A 16,991-nucleotide genomic window follows, 5' to 3' on the forward strand; every position below is an offset into this window, starting at 1 on the left:
GGCGCCGCAATCTGTGGAGGGTTGCGCGATCCCCGGCCGGGAAAAACTTTGGGTCTGGCCTTGACGATGGCCTCCGCCTGACCCGTTTCTCTTAGTTGGCGTTGGCGCTGATTTCGCGATCCCAGCGCTCAAGCAGTTCCTTGCGCTTGGCCGGATCGCCATAGGTCTTGAAGTCGTAGTCGATCAGCTTGATGTCCTCGAAGCGCGGTGCTTCCTTGGGGATTTCAGCCGTCTTGTTGGACGGCAGCTGGAAGGATTTTGCATCCTTCATGCGTGACTGCACATCCGGCTTCAGCGCCCAGTCGTACCAGGTCTTGGCATTGTCGAGGTTCTTTGCGCCCTTGACGATCGACATCGAGCCGATCTCGTAACCGGTACCTTCGCACGGTGCGACCGACTTGACCGGAAAACCTTCGGCCGTCTGGGCAACGGCATCATGCATGAAGACGATGCCGATCGCCGTTTCGCCACGTGCAGCCGCCTTTACCGGGGCAGAGCCGGACTTGGTATATTGCGAAATATTGGCATTGAGCTTCTTTAGATAGTCGTAGGCCTGGTCTTCGCCCATGATCTGGACCAATGAAGCGAGCGCCGTATAGGCCGTTCCGGAAGAGTTCGGGTTGGCAATCTGGATTTCACCCTTGAATGCCGGGTCGAGAAGGTCCGCCCAGCATTTCGGCTCCTTGAAACCCTTGGTCTTGAAAATCTCGGTATTGTAGCCCCAGCCGAGAGCGCCGGCGTAGACGCCGACCGTCTTGTAGCCGGAGCTTTCCGCCTGCTTCTTTGCCCAATCCTGTAACTGATCGAGCATCGGCGACTTGTATTCCAGGGTCAGGTTTTCAGATGCTGCCTGCAGGTGCGGATCGCCTGTTCCGGCCCACCAGATGTCAGTTTTCGGATTGCGCGCCTCGGCCCGGATCTTGGCATAGGTTTCGCCGGAAGACAGGCGCACCATGTTGACCTTGATGTCGCTGTGCGCCTTTTCGAAGTCGCCCTTCATCTGCTCGCAGATGACCACATCGGCCGAGCAGATCAGGTTGAGATCGCCGGCGGCCTGGGCCGAGAAAGCTGAAAGTGTCGTTCCGGCGGCCAATGCGGCGACGGCAATATATCGTGAACCCATGAAATTTCCTCCTGTTAAGCGGCGCCTCCACGCCATCAGCTTTTGCAAGCGTGTGCAAATGCTGCATGAGATGACAACGGCTGTCAAACAAAATCTTCACAAAACTGTCACACTTCGAGGGATCGAGCGCTTGCACGCAATTGCAAAATTGTGCAGATTATGCGCAAGAGGACGGACCGCATCGTGTCACAAAAATTATTCGTCAGTGCCCAGGAAGTGGCGGAGAAGGCCGGGGTTTCGCGCTCCGCAGTTTCCCGTACGTTTACATCAGGTGCCAGCGTTTCGCCGAAAACGCGGCAGAAAGTGCTCGATGCCGCAGAGGCGCTCGGCTACCACGTCAATCACCTGGCCCGCGGACTCATGCGCAACGAAAGCGGCATCGTCTGCCTGATCGTCTCAGAAATCGGCACGCCCTATCGTTCGGCGCTGTTGCGCGCCCTGACACAGCAGTTGCAGAATTCCGGCAAGGTCGCGATGCTGATCAACACCGACCGGTCGGACGGCAGTGTCGACCTGGCTCTCCGGCAGGCGATCCGCTACCGGGCCGATGCCTCGGTCATCCTGTCCGGCCTGCCGGACAAGTCGATTACCGACCTTTGTCTGAAGAACGGCCAGCGGCTGGTGCTGATCAACCGCGATGACGACCGGGAAGGGCCGCTGAAGATCAATCTGGATGACGCGGATGCGGCTTCGCGTATTGCCACCGCGTTCGTGCGGGCTGGCTGCCGCAAGCTTGCCTTTGCCAACTCCCAGGCCGGTACCCCAAGCCTGATGGCACGCGAGCACGGCTTCGTTGCCGCTGCCAAGGCGCTGGGTCTGGATGTGATCGTCGAGCGGTTCGGCCATACCGGGTATGAAAGTGGCCGGGTTGTCGCCCAACAGCTTCTGACCCGCAAGGAGCGTCCGGACGCAGTGTTCTGCGCCACCGATCTCCTCGCCTGCGGTTTCATGGATGCCGCCCGTCATCAGTTTTCAGTGTCCGTTCCAGATCAGATTTGTGTCGCCGGTTTCGATGATATCGAGCAGGCGTCCTGGTCATCCTATGGGTTGACCACATTCGCGCAGCCCGTGGACACGATTGCGCGCGAGGCCGTGTCCTGGCTGGTATCCGAGGATGCCGAGCCTGAGAACCATACGGTGCGCCTGCATGCCGACTTGGTATGGCGAACCTCGATCAGAGGCGGGTAAACCCTATGGGCGGTGCGCTGAAAAAATCGTCGAAAAAACCGGCAACCTTTTTGTCCGAGCTGGCACCATTTACCGAAACCTTGTTCAAGGAGCGGACGCGCGAGCAGTTCGCGGCGTTGTGCTACCGCATTTGTGCGGAAGGTGGCATATTCGAAGTTCTTTTGGTAACGAGCCGTCAAAGCGGCCGCTGGATCATTCCCAAGGGCTGGCCCATAGCCGGCAAAAAGCCGCACGAGGTCGCCGCGATCGAAGCCTTTGAGGAGGCCGGCGTGCGCGGCAGGGCAACGAAAAAGCCGTTCGGATATTTCACCTATCTGAAGATGTTCACCAATGGCGAGCGCGCGCCTTGTTGCGTCCAAGTGCACCTGCTCGATGTCAAGGAAAGCTGCGATGTCTTTCGTGAGAAGGGCCAGCGGCTCAGCGAGTGGGTGTCCTGCGTCGAGGCGGCGCGGCGTGTACGAGAGCCTGAGCTCAAAGGACTTTTCCTGTCTATGCAACGGGCAAATGTTTCCCGCCAACAGGCGGGCGGTCACAGATAGCCGTCTCGCGCTCAGCAGACTGCGCGAAACAGTGTAGGCGAGCTTGTCGAGCCTTTAGCCAAATCGCTCCATTTCAAAATTAACCGGCGCCACCGGACCATTCAGGCGGCTGGTTTTCGCAAGCGTGGTGGTATGATCTGCCATAGTCAGTGCCATCAGCAGGCCGGCGCCGACGACAAAACCGAATGCGAGATAGGAAAACTTCGCGAGCATATTAGTAACTCCTGTTTACCTCATCCGTTGAACGCGGCGAGATGGGTAAAGTTCCGCTGAGATGGGAGAACCGCTTCAGATGTTCGGTGATGCGATTGCCATGGCGCCCGGCAATGAACGGCGTCACTCCCAAGTGCAAACCGCAGTCTGCCATTGGGATTGGCCCTTTGGAAGTTGACCATGCAGCTAGTGCATGGGTGTCCTGAAGTATTGGCGCTGTTACTCCATAATCAGGAGGCTTATACACAGCTCATCAAAACGACAACGGCGCCACTGAATGGCTGCCGGGCCCGGAAAGCCCTAGAAAGGGGATTATCATGAACGTAGCACGCTCTTTCAACAATTGGCGCAAGTACCGTCAGACGGTCACCGAACTTGGCCGCATGACCTCCCGCGAACTGCGCGACCTCGGCATCGACCGTGCCGACATCCAGAGTATCGCCCGCGCCTCGGTCGCTCGCTAATCGCTTAAAACACCGCCACCCGGCGAAGTGTCCTGAAACGCCCGTTGCCTTGCAGCGGGCGTTTCTGTGTTTGGCGCATAACGAAGGATGTGGGATGCCGCCACTTGAAGCCTGCGGGATAGCACCCTCCAATTTGTCATTCTTGTTCCCGGATGCATATGCCAATCTGCAGCCGACTGATTCCGGGGGGCGAGAGATTGGAACATGCTTTTTTGCGGCGGGCGGCATTGTCTCGGCCTGATGTGACTGCCGAAGATGCCGCGCGGCTTTTTTCCGATCACTATGGTCTTGCTGGCCAGATTGCCGAACTCGGCAGTCAGCAGGACCGCAATTACCGCATTGACACAGCAAAAGGCCGTTTCGTCCTGAAGATTTGCCGCGCCGATTATGCGACTGTCGAGCTTGAAGCGCAAAACGCCGCACTGCGCCATATCGCCGGCAAGGCCAATTCGCCCCGCGTGCCGAAAGTGATTGCCGCTAACAATGGCGCCGACATCCTGTTCGTCACGGTGCGCAATGCAAATTATCAGATCCGCCTGCTCGATTATATCGGGGGCCAACCGCTGACGCGGCGCAAACATCTGCCGGCAGTGACGGTCGCGGCACTCGGCGCGCTGGGCGGCCGGCTGGCGCTGGCGCTGGCGGATTTTACGCATCCCGGCCTGTCGCGCGACCTGCAATGGGATCTTCGGAATGCCGAACCGGTCGTTAGCCATCTGCTGCCGGCGGTAAGGGATGCGGATCGCAAGCAGCGCATCGGCCAGGCGATGGATGCAGCCATGCGCCGGCTCAGCGTGCTGAAGCCCGAGTTCCGGCAACAGGCGATCCATCATGACATCACCGACGACAACGTCGTCAGCCTACCGAATGACAGCGGCCAGCTGATACCGGATGGTGTGATCGATTTCGGCGACGTCATCCATGGTTGGCTGGTCGCCGATCTCGCTGTCACCTGCGCCTCGCTGCTGCATCATGCCGATGGCGATCCCGTCATCATCCTGCCAGCGATCAAGGCATTCCACGCGGTTTTCCCGCTCAACGAGGCGGAACTGCGCGCACTCTGGCCGCTGATCGTGGCGCGCGCCGCCGTGCTGGTGGCAAGCAGCGAACAGCAGATCGCGCTCGATCCGGACAACGGCTATGTCAGCGGCAACATCGACCACGAGCGGTTGATTTTCGACGTCGCGGTTTCGGTGCCGTTAGCCATGATGGAAATCGCCATCCTGCGGGCCGTCGGCCAACTTGGCGATCAGGATGTAATCACTGGCGAGCGTCTGCTGCCGGAAATCGACGTATCCGGGATTGCGGTAATTGCCCTGAACACCCAGAGCGACCTGTTCGATGGCGTTGCATGGCTTCAGCCCGGCCTCGAAGACCAGCTGCTAAGGGATGCATCGCGCGAAAACAATGCGGTCTCGACCCGATATGGCGAATACAGGCTGACCCGAACAGTGCTGCTTTCACCTCAGCCAGCGCCGACTTGCGCTCTTTGCGTCGATCTGCTTTTGCCGGCGGGCATCAGCGTGTCCGCACCTTTCGGCGGCATTCTGAAATTCACCGACGGCGGGTTGATCCTGCTGGGGCGGGATGCCGCGCTGCATCTGACTGGCATCGATGCCTTGCCCGGCCCTGATGATTTCATCCATCCCGGTCAGCCGCTCGGCCTTGTCAAAAGGACAGCCGGTGACGCCAACGTCCTGCGCGTCCAGCTCTGCCGCGCCAAGGATATCGCGCCGCCACCGTTCGTGTCGCCGGATCATGCTGCCGCATGGATGGTTCTATGCCCATCGCCGGCAAAGCTGCTCGGCTTCGACTGTGATGCGCCGATGCCGCAGAGTGCGTCGCTTCTATCGCGCCGCCAGAGCCATTTCGCCAAGCCGCAGAAGAACTATTACGAGACGCCACCGCAGATCGAGCGCGGCTTGCGCGAACATATGGTCGACGTCGAAGGCCGCGCCTATCTCGACATGGTCAACAACGTCACCATCCTTGGCCACGGCCATCCGCGTCTCGCCGATGCGGTGCACCGGCAGTGGCAAAGGCTGAACACCAACTCCCGGTTCCACTATGCCTCCGTCGCGGAATTTTCCGAGCGGCTGGCAGCTCTTGCGCCGGAAAGGCTCGACACGGTGTTTCTGGTCAATAGCGGCTCGGAAGCCAATGATCTGGCGCTCAGGCTCGCCTGGGCAGCGAGCGGCGCGCGCAACACGCTGTGCCTGCTGGAAGGATACCACGGCTGGTCGGTTGCCAGCGACGCAGTCTCCACCTCGATCGCCGACAATCCGCAGGCACTGACCACCCGGCCGGACTGGGTCCACCCGGTCATGTCGCCAAACACCTATCGCGGTCCGTTTCGCGGGGCGGGTTCGACCGCCGGCTATATCGAAGCCGTCATGCCGGTGCTGGAAAAGCTCGATCGCGACGGCGAGGGGCTGGCCGGGTTCATCTGCGAATGCGTCTACGGCAATGCCGGCGGGCTACCGCTGCCGGCGGGTTACCTCAAGGACATCTACGCTTTGGTTCGGGCACGCGGCGGCGTCTGCATCGCCGATGAAGTGCAGGTCGGCTACGGCCGTCTCGGGCATCATTTCTGGGGTTTTGAAGAGCAGGGCGTGGTCCCCGATATCATCACCATCGCCAAGGGCATGGGCAACGGCCATCCGCTTGGTGCTGTCATCACCACCAAGGCGATCGCCGATGCGCTGGAGAAGGAAGGTTACTTCTTCTCCTCCGCTGGCGGAAGCCCGGTCAGTTCCGTGGTCGGCATGGCGGTTCTGGATATCATGCGCGATGAGAAGCTTCAGGAGAACGCCTGCGTCGTCGGCGACCACCTGAAACGCCGCCTGCAGGCATTGGGACAGCGGTTCCCTCTCGTCGGTGCCGTGCACGGCATGGGTCTCTATCTTGGATTGGAATTCGTCCGTGACCGCGAGACGCTGGCGCCGGCAACCGCCGAGACGGCTGCGATTTGCGACCGGCTGCTGCAGCTCGGCGTCATCATGCAGCCGACCGGTGATTATCTGAACGTCCTGAAGATCAAGCCGCCACTCTGTCTGTCACAGGAGAGCGCGGATTTCTTCGCCGACATGCTGGAGCGGGTGCTTTCGGACGGATGGTGAGGAAACATTCCCATTCCGATTGAATTGCGCAGCCGGATCGGCTTAGCTCGCCCCAGATTCTTCGTGGCAAGCAGTGAGTATCATCATGACGCAGACCGCCGATATCATCATCCTCAACGCCCGTGTTCTGACGCTGGATGAGGATAGACCCCGAGCCGAGGCGGTCGCGATGGCTGCAGGCTTTATCCTGGCCGTCGGCACGGAAGCGCAGATGGAGACCTTTCGAGGCGCAGGCACGCAGGTGATCGATGCGGCGGGAGGCACGGTGCTTCCGGGTTTTTCCGAAAACCACATGCACCTGTTTTCGGGTGCCGCCGAACTCGACCATCTCCAGCTTGCCGGGATCAGCGGACTGGCAGCCCTGACCGAGGCTGTTCGGGCGTACGCGCTAACGCGGACCGCCGAGAAGGTCCTCTTTGCACAGGGAGCCGACTACACGATCCTCGGGGACGAACGCCTGACGCGCCGTCATCTCGATGCGATTGTGGATGATCAGCCATTGGTTCTTTTCGCGCCCGATCATCATACGGCCTGGGCCAATACCAAGGCGATCGAACTGGTCGGCATGTTGCACGGCGCGGACCTTGGACCCGGCAACGAGGTTGTGGTGGATTCAGATGGCCTGGCGACCGGGGAATTGCGTGAAATGGAAGCGTTCAGCCCGTTGCAGGCAGCTGGCGGTTTCGATCGCTACCGCCTCGGCCTCTCCACCGGGGGTGAGCCGGACCCCTATCCCAACGAAGCGGAATGGGCGCAGGATATTGCCGTGATGCGGCGTGGCCTCGATTACTGCTCCCGCCACGGCATCACCACCGTTCAAAACATGGATGGCAATCTCTACCAATTGGAACTGCTCGCCGCGATCGAAAAAGAGGATGGCAGCCTGCCGTGCCGGGTGATCATTCCCTTCCATTTCAAAAATTTCATGTCGCTCGACATGCTGGAAAAGGCATCCGAACTTGCGCGCCGGTTCGACAGCGACTGGCTATCGTCCGGTGTCGTCAAGGTTTTCTACGATGGCGTGCTCGACAGCTGGACGGCGGTGATGGTGGAGCCTTACGCCGACAAATCAGGCGATTGCGGCGAGGGCCTCTTCACGCCCGAAACGTTTCGCGATGTCGCAGTGGAAGCGGACCGGCGCGGGCTGCAGATCGCGGTTCACGCGATCGGCGACGGCGCGGTGCGCGCAGTGCTCGATGGGTATGAGGCCGCACGCGCGCAGAACGGCACCCGCGACAGCCGGCATCGCATCGAGCATATCGAAGTCGTGCATCCGGGTGACATCGCCCGGTTCGCCGAACTCGGCGTCATCGCCTCGATGCAGCCGCCGCATCCGCCCGGTTGCGCCGGCGTGCCGCTGGAGCCGACCGTATCGCGCATCGGCCGGGATCGCTGGCCGGTCAGCTATGCCTGGCGCACGCTCAAGGACGCCGGCGCGCATATCTGCTTTGCCTCCGACTGGCCGGTGTCACCGATCGACCCGATCATCGGCATTGAGGCAGCCATCACGCGCAAACGCTGGGCCGACAGCGATCCGGATCAATCGTTTTCCCTGATGGAGGCCCTCTCGGCCTATTGCGTCGAAGGCGCCTATGCGGAATTCAAGGAGGATCGAAAGGGCATGATCCGCGCAGGGTACCTTGCCGATATCGTTGTACTCAGCGGTGACATCGAGGCAACGGCTCCAAATGAGTTGCAGAAGATCCGACCCACCACCACAATTTGCGGCGGCCGCATAAGTTTTTCCTCCTGATAAAGATTTTTTCCTCATCAAGTAGAATCGTGTTGTCAATGCGAGGCCGCTGTGGTCACCTAGCGCAAAGCCGAAAGGGCGGGAACAGCAGCTTCATGCAATGGGTAGTGTGCCGCATATGGCGGAATTGAACGCGGTCGAAATACGCCATGTTTCTAAGATATTCGGCTTTGGCGAGTTTGCATTCGCCGCCGTCGACAACACATCGGTATCGATCCGGCAGAACGAGTTCTTCACGCTTCTAGGGCCATCCGGATGCGGCAAGACCACTTTGTTGCGGCTGATCGCAGGCTTCGAATATCCGACATCCGGCGAGATCATACTGAACGGCGAGAACATCGCCGTCATGCCGCCTTTCAAGCGACCAATCAATACGGTTTTCCAAAGCTACGCGCTGTTTCCACATATGACGGTGGCGGAGAATATCGGCTTTGGTCTGACCATGCTCGGCAAGCCGAAGCAGGAAATCAAGGACCGCGTCGATACCATGCTCAAGCTGGTGCGCATGGAAGCGCTCGCCGGTCGGCGGACAAGCCAGATTTCCGGCGGTCAGCAGCAGCGTGTCGCGCTCGCCCGCGCCCTTGCGCCCCAGCCGAAGGTTTTGCTGCTCGACGAGCCGCTTTCGGCGCTCGATTACAAGCTGCGCAAGGACATGCAGATCGAACTGAAGCGCCTGCAGGCGGAAACCGGCATCACCTTCATCTTCGTCACCCATGACCAGGAGGAGGCGCTGACCATGTCGGACCGCATCGCGGTGATGTCATCGGGCAGGATCCTGCAGGTCGGCAATCCCCGGGAGATCTATGATGCCCCGGCGGATCGCTTCGTCGCCGATTTCATCGGAGAAACCAATTTTCTGAAAGGCCGGATCAGTTCGGTGAGGGACGGCATCGCCGATGTCGATACGCCGGTCGCCGGCCGCATCTCGGCAACAATGCCGCAGGATTTCCACGCCGAAGGCGAGGTGACGGTGGTTCTGCGGCCGGAGCATGCAACGCTCTGCCCACCTGACCGTACCGTCGCCAACCAGATGACCGGCACGCTCGAAAACGTCGTCTATTTCGGCACGGATACCCATTATCACGTCCGCCTTTCCGACGGCGAAACGGTGTTTACCCTGCGAGAACAAAACAAACCTCTGCAGAGCGCACGGTTCAACCAGGGCGATATGGTTGGCATTGCGCTCGAAGCCAATGCCGCCCGGGTGTTGAGGAACTGAGATGACGGACATGCCGGGGACGATCGAAGCGGAGAAGAGCAGGGATATCCGGAAACGGTGGCTGCTCTCGCTTCCCGCCCTGCTGATCATCCTTCTTGCATCGACCGGCCCGCTGCTGATCGTTCTCGTCTATTCCTTCCTGACACCCGGTCCCTATGGCGATGTGCAATGGCTGCCTTCGCTTGAGGGCTGGATCGGCGTCGTCATGGAGAAGGATATTTTCGACGGCACCTTCTCGCTTGCCGATGCGCATGTGTCGATCTTCATGCGCTCTGCCATGCTGTCTTTGGCAACGACGGTCCTGACTTTGCTGGTCGGTTTCCCCACCGCCTATTTCATTGCCACAAGGCCGGAAAAAACCCGGGAACTGTGGCTGTTCCTGATTACCATCCCCTTCTGGACCAATCTTCTCATCCGCACCTTCGCGATCCTCGAGATCATTCGCAACGAAGGCCTGATCAATGGTTTGATGTTGAAGTTCGGTCTGATTTCAAGGCCCGTCCAAATGCTCTTCACCGACGGTGCGATCCTGACAGGCATGGTCTATGTCTATCTGCCGCTGATGGTGCTGCCGCTCTATGCCAGCATGGAAAAGCTGGATTTCCGGTTGGTGGAAGCGGCCTATGACCTCTATGCCACGCCCTTCAGGGTGCTGAGAAAAATCATCTTTCCGCTGGTCAAGCCCGGCGTTATCGCCGGCTCGATTCTCGTCTTTATTCCGGCGCTCGGCGCCTACGTGACGCCGAGCATTCTCGGCGGCGGCAAGAACATGATGCTCGGCAACCTGATCGAGCTGCAGTTCGGCCAGGGCCGGAACTGGCCGCTCGGCTCGGCGCTGTCGATCACGCTGATGCTGATCGTCATGGCGGCACTGCTTGTCTATGTTCGCAATGCAGGATCTCAAGGGAGCCGGCATGGCTAAGACATTTTCCATCCGGCGTCAGCGCGGATTCACAACCATTGCAATGGCCTGCTTCTTTGCGCTTTACCTCCCGATCGCGGTGCTGGTCTTCTACTCGTTCAATGCGGGCGAATCCCTGGCTTCCTTTGACGGGATTTCGTTTCGCTGGTTCACCAAAGCCTTTCAAAACCAGCAGGTGATCGACGCTTCCATCCGCTCGCTGCAGATCGCCTCGTTTGCCGCTGTCGTCGCCACCATTGCAGCCACCATGGCGGCGCTGGCGACGACCCGCACGGAGCCCTATCGCGGCCTGACGGTGAAATATGCCTTCATCAACCAGCCCCTGATGATTCCGGAAATCGTCACGGCCGTTGCCCTTCTGATCTTCTTTGCCCGCGTCAAGATCTGGACCGGTTATTCCGGCCTGGGCTACCTCATCGCCGCCCATACGGCGTTTTGCATCCCGTTTGCCTATCTGCCGATCCGGGCGCGGCTGGAAAATATGGACCTGACGCTCGAAAAGGCGGCTGCCGATCTCTATGCGACGCCATGGAACACCTTCCGCTATGTCACGCTGCCGCTGCTGTGGCCCGGCATTCTCGCCGGTTTCATGCTGGCGTTCGTGATTTCGCTCGACGATGTGGTCATCACCGAATTCGTCAAATCGGCCGGCCAGGATACCTTGCCGACCTACATGCTCGGCCAGATCCGCCGCTCCATCACACCGGAAATGAACGCGATTTCGACGCTGTTCCTGCTCTTGTCAGTCTGTGTCGTCACCGTCTTCTTCATCGTCAACAGAAAACGTGTCTAACGAAAGAAAAGGGAACAGCATCATGAAACGGATGACAGCGACCATGGCCGTCACGGCCGCACTACTTGCCTCCACCGGCCTTGCCCGGGCAGAAGGCGAACTCAACATCTACAACTGGGGCAACTATACCAGCCCCGAGGTGATCAAGAAATTCGAGGACCAGTACAAGGTCAAGGTGACGATCACCGACTATGATTCCAACGATACGGCGCTCGCCAAGGTTCGCCAGGGCGGTTCGGGCTTCGACATGGTCGTGCCGTCGCAGAACTACATCCCGATCTGGATCTCGGAAGGCCTCTTCCTCGAGACCGACCCGGGCAAGATGGAGAATTTCAGCCACGTCGCCAAGGAATGGCAGAACCCCGAGTTCGACCCGGGCCGCAAATACACCGTTCCGTGGGCGATGGGCATCGTTGGCGTCGTCGTCAACACCGATGTCTACAAGGGGGACATCAACACCTGGGGTATCGTCTTCGACACGCCCGATGAGCTGAAAGGCAAGGTCAATGTTGTTCCGGAGATGACCGACGTCATCGACGCTGCCGTTCTCTACAATGGCGGCAAGAAATGCACTGGCGACCTTACCATCCTCAAGAAGGTGCGTGATACGCTGGTCAAGGCGAAGCCGAACTGGGTGGCGATGGAATATGGCACCATCCAGAAAATGGGCTCGGGCGACTTCGCCGCTTCCAGCGACTGGAACGGTTCTGCGTTTCGCCAGCGCCTGGCCAATCCTGCGATCAAATTCGGCTATCCGAAAGAGGGTTTCGTCAACTGGAGCGACAATCTTGCCGTTCTGAAAGACGCAAAGAATGTCGAAAATGCCAAGCTCTTCCAGAATTTCATGATGGATCCACAGAATGCCGGAATGAATTCCGGATTTCATCGGTATGCGAACGGGATCGCCGGTTCCGGTGAATTCATGCCGGCCGATATGAAGGGGGCACCGGAAATCGATATCCCCGCTGAGTTTGCTTCGGTCGGCGTTCCCTCGCAGACCTGCCCGCCCGAAGTTCAGGAGCTTTACACCAAGATCTGGACCGAGCTTCAGAAGTAATCCTCTCCCAACGCACCCCGCCGGTCGCGGCGGGGTGCGTTTTTGTTCCCGCCGCTTGGATAATCCCATGAAAACCGTCTTCTCGCCCCGCCATCTTGGTCATGCCAACCAGCTCGAACTGGTCGCCGGCGCCATCGTACCTGGTTACGAGCTGACCTCGCGCGCTGAATATGTCTCGGGGCGGATCAAGACCGTGGGGCTCGGGCCGATCCTGCCGCCGCAGGAGCATGACCTGACGACGGCGGCTCGCATTCATCGCAAGGACTATCTCGATTTCCTGCCGACGATCTGGGATCGCTGGACCGCGGAGGGACGCACCGGCACCGCGCTTCCCTTTACTTGGCCCACCCGTGGCCTGCGCGGGGATGTACCGCCTGAATTCATCGACGGGCTTCTCGGATATTATTCCTTCGACGCCGGCTGCGGCATCGTCGAAGGCTCCTGGGATGCGATCAAATCCTCGCATGACGTGGCACTGACGGCAGCCGTCCTTGTCCAGGAGGGCGAACGCGCAGCCTTTGCATTGTGCCGCCCGCCTGGCCATCATGCCGGCGCCGGTTTCATGGGCGGCTATTGCTACATCAACAATGCCGCAGTAGCGGCGCAGTGGTTCCGCGACAACGGCGCCAAGCGCGTCTCGATCCTCGACGTCGATTATCACCATGGCAACGGCACGCAGGAAATCTTCTATTCCCGCGCCGATGTGCAGGTGATCAACCTGCATGCCGATCCGATGCAGGAATATCCCTATTTCCTTGGCCACGCCGACGAGCGCGGAACCGGCGAGGGCGAAGGCTACAATCTCAATTATCCCATGCGCTTCGGCACGGATTGGGAGCGCTGGAGCCAGTCGCTGGAGGACGCCTGCGGCAAGCTGGTGGCCTATAATCCGGATGTGGTGGTGATTTCGCTCGGCGTCGATACGTTCGAGAAGGACCCGATCAGCAAGTTCAAGCTCAAGACCGAGGATTTCCCGAAGATCGGCGAGCGTATCGCCCGGCTGAACCTGCCGACTTTGTTCGTGATGGAAGGCGGCTATGCCGTCGCCGAAATCGGCGTCAATGCCGTCAGCGTTCTGACCGGCTTCGAGGGTAACTGACCGTGGCTTCCGGCTCCGTCACGACTTTGGGCGTCGTCCAGTTCGCCTGCACCGATGATCTCAATGAAAACCTCGTCACCGCCTCCCGGTTGATCCGGCAGGCTGCGGGCGAGGGTGCCAATATCGTGCTGGTACAGGAGCTGTTCGAAGGCCTCTATTTCTGCCAGACGCAGGAGCCCGTCCATTTTGCCAGAGCGCATGCGCTTGCCAATCATCCGGTCATCGCACCAATGCAGGATCTCGCCAGAGAACTCGGCGTCGTCCTGCCGGTTTCCTTCTTCGAGAAAAAGCATCAGGCCTTTTACAATAGCCTCGCCATGATCGACGCCACCGGAGACATCCTCGGTGTCTACCGCAAATCCCATATTCCAGATGGTCCGGGGTACAGCGAAAAATTCTATTTCCGCCCCGGTGACACCGGCTTCAAGGTCTGGCCGACCCGCTTCGGCACGATCGGCGTCGGCATCTGCTGGGACCAGTGGTTTCCAGAGGCTGCGCGCGCCATGGCGCTGATGGGCGCCGAACTGATCCTCTACCCGACCGCCATCGGCTCTGAACCGGCCCGCCCCGATCTGGATACGATGGAACACTGGCGCATGGTGATGCGCGGCCATGCTGCCGCCAACATGATGCCCATTGCCGCCGCCAACCGTATCGGCTCTGAAACCATTAGCGGCCAATCACAATCCTATTACGGGTCGTCCTTCATCGCCGGTCCCGACGGGCAGCTCGTCGCCAGCGCCGGACGTGCCGAAGAAGACGTGCTGGTTGCCAGTTTCGACCGGCAGCAGCTTGCCGACGACCGCGCCGCCTGGGGTATGTTCCGCGATCGCCGGCCGGAACTTTATGGCGTGCTGGCGACAGCGGATGGAGGAGACAGAACATGACGGATTTCAAACGCTCGGACGTTACGCTCGCCAATTGGCGGACGGCCCCTTTCTCGCAATGGTCTTTTCAGAATGTCAGCGAGGTCGTTCCCTCAGCCGTCATCAAGGCCAAAGGCGAGGGCGAAGCGCCATCCCTTAATCTCGGTGGTCTCGAAGACCTGCAGGTGCCCGGCATCGATGGCACGGTCCAATCGCTGAAGGAATTTCTGACGGCAAGCGAGACAGACGAACTGTTGGTGATGCGCAATGGGCGCATCGTTGCCGAATGGTCGGCGGATCATTCCAACCCCGCCCGGCCGCATATCATCTTTTCCGTGTCGAAATCCCTGACGGCTTTGCTTGCCGGAATTCTGGCGGGCAAGGGCTTGCTCTCCTTCGACAAGCTGGTGATCGATTATGTGCCGGAGGCCTCCGGTTCGGCTTACGCGGATGCGACTGTGCAGCAATTGTTTGACATGGAGATCAGCGTCGATTTCGTCGAGGACTATCTGGACACATCAGGCGGCTTCGATCGCTATCGCCGGGCCACCGGCTGGAATCCCGACAGGCCGGACAGTCCCGCACCGGATTTGAACAGCTTCATCTGCAGCATCGGAAAAGGCGACTGGAGGCACGGCGAAAAGCACTCCTACCGCTCCCCAAATACCGATCTCGCCGGTATCGTGCTTGAGCGCGCCGGCGGCGGGCGGCTGCCAAGCCTGCTGAGTGATCACCTCTGGCAGCCGATGGGCGCCGGCTGCGATGCGATGATCACCGTTGATCGCATCGGCACGGCGCGCGCTGCAGGCGGCATGTCGGCGACGGCGCGCGACCTTGCCCTGACCGGCGAGCTCGTGCGGACAAGAGGGGCCGGCCTGATCGCGGAGAAGTTCATTGACGATTTGTGGACCGGTGGCAGCCGTGATGCGTGGAAGAATGGTGATCAGACCAGCTTGTTTCCATCGGGCAGCTATCGCAACTACTGGTACGAGACCGGCGAGGGCGAACTGGCCGCCATCGGCATTCACGGCCAATGGATCTGGGTCGATCCGGCAACGTCAACCGTCGTCGTCAAGCTGTCATCGCAGACCTTGCCGGTCGATGCTGAGCTGGACCAGGCAACCGTTTGTATGCTGCGCACAGTTTCCCGCGCTGCAGCCTGAAATTATAGGGCTACGGCAACCGCTGCTACATCACCTGCGGCCGCGACAGGCCACCGGATGAGGGCTTCGGCACCGGTAGCAGTCAGACCATAAACACCACGGTCGATGCGCTCGAACCAGCCATAGACATTGCCGCGCAGGATGGCGGCAGCCGATGGCGTGATCGGCTTCAAGTCTCTTGGCCGTAAAGGCCCAGCCTGGAGCGCCGCAGCGCAGGCCAGAGCTTGCTGCCGGTAGGCGGTCATGATCGGTGAGCGTGTGCTGCCGCCGAGGGCAGGATCGCCCTTGCGCTTCTTGTGTTCGTTGACCAGACGAGACCGCTTGCGCGGGTTCTTGCGCGGCATCAGCGCCACCGGGCTAACGACGACATCGACCGTTCCATTGTCGGAAACGCTCAGCATGCCGAACCCGAGCCGCCGGCAGAGATCGCGGTAGCGGCGATCGCTTTCGCGACCCTTTCCCTTGGCCGAGACGCGGGCTGCAATCCACACCTCATCGCTTGCCGCTGCCCTGTCGACGGCCTGAAGGATCAGTTCGAGATTGAAACTGAGCTTGAGTTCACAGATGACCACGACCGGCGGCTCATCCGGGCTTAAGCCCACCATATCGCAACCGGCTACCTCGCCCTTGACGCTGTAGCCGGCGGCTTCGAGAAAGCCTTTGATCGGCAGATAGAGCGTGGTCTCCAAATCGTGTCCTCACATCATCGTCTGCACGGTCTTGCCGTGATTTGCCGATGAGATCAATGAAATGATGGTCAGTTGGAGGAAACGGGACTTACCCAAGTCCGGCAATGGACAGGACGACGATATCCTCCTCACGGCCGGCCACTTCGAACTCGACCGTGTCACCGGCAGCCGCGCCGTCCAGTGCGCGCGCAAGCGGCGATGTCCAGGCAATGGCCCCTACGTGCGGATCAGCCTCGTCCTCGCCGACGATGCTGATATCCTTGACGCTGCCACCGCGGCTGATGGAAACATGCGTTCCAAACCGGACCGAGGTTGGTTCCGCGACGGGGTCCATGATCTCCATACTGGCGCGCCGCGCCTCCCAATAGCGCAGATCCCGCTTGAGAGCGGCAAGCACCTCGTTATCGCTGGTCGCCGCAGTCTGTTGGGTGAGCGCTGCAACCATCTGCTCGATCTGCCTGGCACCATTGGGTGTCACAAGATTTCGGGCAGTGCTGATCGGCCTCTCCGCGACCGGTGGCGGCGGGACGTCGTCGATTTCCTTGGTGAATGCGCGGCTCATGGGCTTCTCCTCTCATACCAACGCATAGCACGCTTTCAGGTTCACTTGTGGCCCAACGTGTCGAACAGGGATCTGAAAACCCGGTGATCACACCTTCCACTTCAGCTTGGTACGCCGGTCGCGGATGATGTGGTCGACCCTTCCGGCAAGGGTGTGATCCGGTTCTCTTTCGGCGGCCTCCCTCTACGCATGACAATATCGCCAGATTCGCCTGCTCAACGC

16 protein-coding genes are annotated in these 16,991 nt (G+C 60.0%); 12 read left to right on the forward strand and 4 right to left on the reverse strand.

Annotated elements, in window-relative coordinates; all coding sequences use genetic code 11:
- Nucleotides 1–91: 91 nt before the first annotated feature.
- Nucleotides 92–1,123, reverse strand: coding sequence for an ABC transporter substrate-binding protein (locus ACP7E6_RS20840; protein ID WP_426231628.1), 1,032 nt, complete (start codon nt 1,121–1,123; stop codon nt 92–94).
- 183 nt (nt 1,124–1,306) lie between these two features.
- On the opposite strand from ACP7E6_RS20840, the gene ACP7E6_RS20845 reads away from it, so the two are divergent.
- Together ACP7E6_RS20845 and ACP7E6_RS20850 are read left to right on the forward strand one after the other, a co-directional pair.
- A complete protein-coding gene (locus ACP7E6_RS20845; RefSeq protein WP_426231630.1) occupies nt 1,307–2,311 on the forward strand; it encodes a substrate-binding domain-containing protein in 1,005 nt (334 codons plus the stop codon).
- 5 nt (nt 2,312–2,316) lie between these two features.
- Nucleotides 2,317–2,850 carry an NUDIX hydrolase gene (locus ACP7E6_RS20850; protein ID WP_426231631.1) on the forward strand — a complete coding sequence of 178 codons (534 nt, stop codon included), beginning with the start codon at nt 2,317–2,319 and terminating at the stop codon, nt 2,848–2,850.
- A gap of 54 nt (nt 2,851–2,904) precedes the next feature.
- Here the strand turns inward: ACP7E6_RS20850 and ACP7E6_RS20855 are convergent, their stop codons facing one another.
- A complete protein-coding gene (locus ACP7E6_RS20855; protein WP_426231633.1) occupies nt 2,905–3,063 on the reverse strand; it encodes a hypothetical protein in 159 nt (52 codons plus the stop codon).
- A 317-nt stretch (nt 3,064–3,380) separates the two neighbouring features.
- On the opposite strand from ACP7E6_RS20855, the gene ACP7E6_RS20860 reads away from it, so the two are divergent.
- The 10 genes from ACP7E6_RS20860 (at nt 3,381) to ACP7E6_RS20905 (ending at nt 15,518) form a co-directional block, all read left to right on the forward strand.
- Nucleotides 3,381–3,527 (forward strand): DUF1127 domain-containing protein, encoded by a 147-nt coding sequence (locus ACP7E6_RS20860; protein ID WP_113243755.1) that lies wholly within the window; start codon nt 3,381–3,383, stop codon nt 3,525–3,527.
- Nucleotides 3,528–3,685: 158 nt separating this feature from the next.
- The gene (locus tag ACP7E6_RS20865) at nt 3,686–6,646 is read left to right on the forward strand and encodes an aminotransferase (protein ID WP_426231634.1); all 2,961 of its coding nucleotides are present in this window, start codon (nt 3,686–3,688) and stop codon (nt 6,644–6,646) included.
- A gap of 85 nt (nt 6,647–6,731) precedes the next feature.
- On the forward strand, nt 6,732–8,399 hold the full coding sequence (locus tag ACP7E6_RS20870) for an amidohydrolase (RefSeq protein ID WP_426231635.1): 1,668 nt from the start codon (nt 6,732–6,734) through the stop codon (nt 8,397–8,399).
- A 109-nt stretch (nt 8,400–8,508) separates the two neighbouring features.
- Nucleotides 8,509–9,618, forward strand: coding sequence for an ABC transporter ATP-binding protein (locus tag ACP7E6_RS20875; protein WP_426231760.1), 1,110 nt, complete (start codon nt 8,509–8,511; stop codon nt 9,616–9,618).
- 1 nt (nt 9,619) lies between these two features.
- Nucleotides 9,620–10,540: an ABC transporter permease gene (locus tag ACP7E6_RS20880; RefSeq protein WP_426231636.1), complete on the forward strand. Its 921-nt coding sequence runs from the start codon at nt 9,620–9,622 to the stop codon at nt 10,538–10,540.
- Nucleotides 10,533–11,333 carry an ABC transporter permease gene (locus ACP7E6_RS20885; protein ID WP_426231638.1) on the forward strand — a complete coding sequence of 267 codons (801 nt, stop codon included), beginning with the start codon at nt 10,533–10,535 and terminating at the stop codon, nt 11,331–11,333. The genes ACP7E6_RS20880 and ACP7E6_RS20885 overlap by 8 nt, the downstream gene beginning before the upstream one ends.
- Nucleotides 11,334–11,355: 22 nt before the next feature.
- Nucleotides 11,356–12,390 carry an extracellular solute-binding protein gene (locus ACP7E6_RS20890; RefSeq protein WP_426231639.1) on the forward strand — a complete coding sequence of 345 codons (1,035 nt, stop codon included), beginning with the start codon at nt 11,356–11,358 and terminating at the stop codon, nt 12,388–12,390.
- Nucleotides 12,391–12,457: 67 nt separating this feature from the next.
- Nucleotides 12,458–13,489, forward strand: a complete 1,032-nt coding sequence (locus ACP7E6_RS20895; RefSeq protein WP_426231641.1) for a histone deacetylase family protein — start codon at nt 12,458–12,460, stop codon at nt 13,487–13,489.
- A gap of 2 nt (nt 13,490–13,491) precedes the next feature.
- Complete coding sequence (aguB, locus tag ACP7E6_RS20900) at nt 13,492–14,376, forward strand: N-carbamoylputrescine amidase (protein WP_426231643.1); 885 nt, start codon at nt 13,492–13,494, stop codon at nt 14,374–14,376.
- Nucleotides 14,373–15,518 (forward strand): serine hydrolase domain-containing protein, encoded by a 1,146-nt coding sequence (locus tag ACP7E6_RS20905; protein ID WP_426231644.1) that lies wholly within the window; start codon nt 14,373–14,375, stop codon nt 15,516–15,518. Before aguB ends, ACP7E6_RS20905 begins: the two co-directional genes overlap by 4 nt.
- A gap of 2 nt (nt 15,519–15,520) precedes the next feature.
- Here the strand turns inward: ACP7E6_RS20905 and ACP7E6_RS20910 are convergent, their stop codons facing one another.
- Nucleotides 15,521–16,207 (reverse strand): DUF2161 domain-containing phosphodiesterase, encoded by a 687-nt coding sequence (locus ACP7E6_RS20910; RefSeq protein ID WP_426231645.1) that lies wholly within the window; start codon nt 16,205–16,207, stop codon nt 15,521–15,523.
- Nucleotides 16,208–16,295: 88 nt separating this feature from the next.
- Nucleotides 16,296–16,769: a GreA/GreB family elongation factor gene (locus tag ACP7E6_RS20915; RefSeq protein WP_426231646.1), complete on the reverse strand. Its 474-nt coding sequence runs from the start codon at nt 16,767–16,769 to the stop codon at nt 16,296–16,298.
- Nucleotides 16,770–16,991 lie beyond the last annotated feature (222 nt).

The sequence above is a fragment of the Pararhizobium sp. DWP3-4 genome (genome assembly GCF_049898205.1).
In the GTDB taxonomy this organism is placed as follows: Bacteria; Pseudomonadota; Alphaproteobacteria; order Rhizobiales; family Rhizobiaceae; genus Pararhizobium.

Coding starts and splice junctions, on each gene's coding strand:
- ACP7E6_RS20840 (WP_426231628.1), bottom strand. CDS start 1,123: ATGGGTTCACGATATATTGCCGTCGCCGCATTGGCCGCCGGAACGACA.
- ACP7E6_RS20850 (WP_426231631.1), top strand. CDS start 2,317: ATGGGCGGTGCGCTGAAAAAATCGTCGAAAAAACCGGCAACCTTTTTG.
- ACP7E6_RS20855 (WP_426231633.1), bottom strand. CDS start 3,063: ATGCTCGCGAAGTTTTCCTATCTCGCATTCGGTTTTGTCGTCGGCGCC.
- ACP7E6_RS20860 (WP_113243755.1), top strand. CDS start 3,381: ATGAACGTAGCACGCTCTTTCAACAATTGGCGCAAGTACCGTCAGACG.
- ACP7E6_RS20865 (WP_426231634.1), top strand. CDS start 3,686: ATGCCAATCTGCAGCCGACTGATTCCGGGGGGCGAGAGATTGGAACAT.
- ACP7E6_RS20870 (WP_426231635.1), top strand. CDS start 6,732: ATGACGCAGACCGCCGATATCATCATCCTCAACGCCCGTGTTCTGACG.
- ACP7E6_RS20880 (WP_426231636.1), top strand. CDS start 9,620: ATGACGGACATGCCGGGGACGATCGAAGCGGAGAAGAGCAGGGATATC.
- ACP7E6_RS20885 (WP_426231638.1), top strand. CDS start 10,533: ATGGCTAAGACATTTTCCATCCGGCGTCAGCGCGGATTCACAACCATT.
- ACP7E6_RS20890 (WP_426231639.1), top strand. CDS start 11,356: ATGAAACGGATGACAGCGACCATGGCCGTCACGGCCGCACTACTTGCC.
- ACP7E6_RS20895 (WP_426231641.1), top strand. CDS start 12,458: ATGAAAACCGTCTTCTCGCCCCGCCATCTTGGTCATGCCAACCAGCTC.
- ACP7E6_RS20905 (WP_426231644.1), top strand. CDS start 14,373: ATGACGGATTTCAAACGCTCGGACGTTACGCTCGCCAATTGGCGGACG.
- ACP7E6_RS20915 (WP_426231646.1), bottom strand. CDS start 16,769: ATGAGCCGCGCATTCACCAAGGAAATCGACGACGTCCCGCCGCCACCG.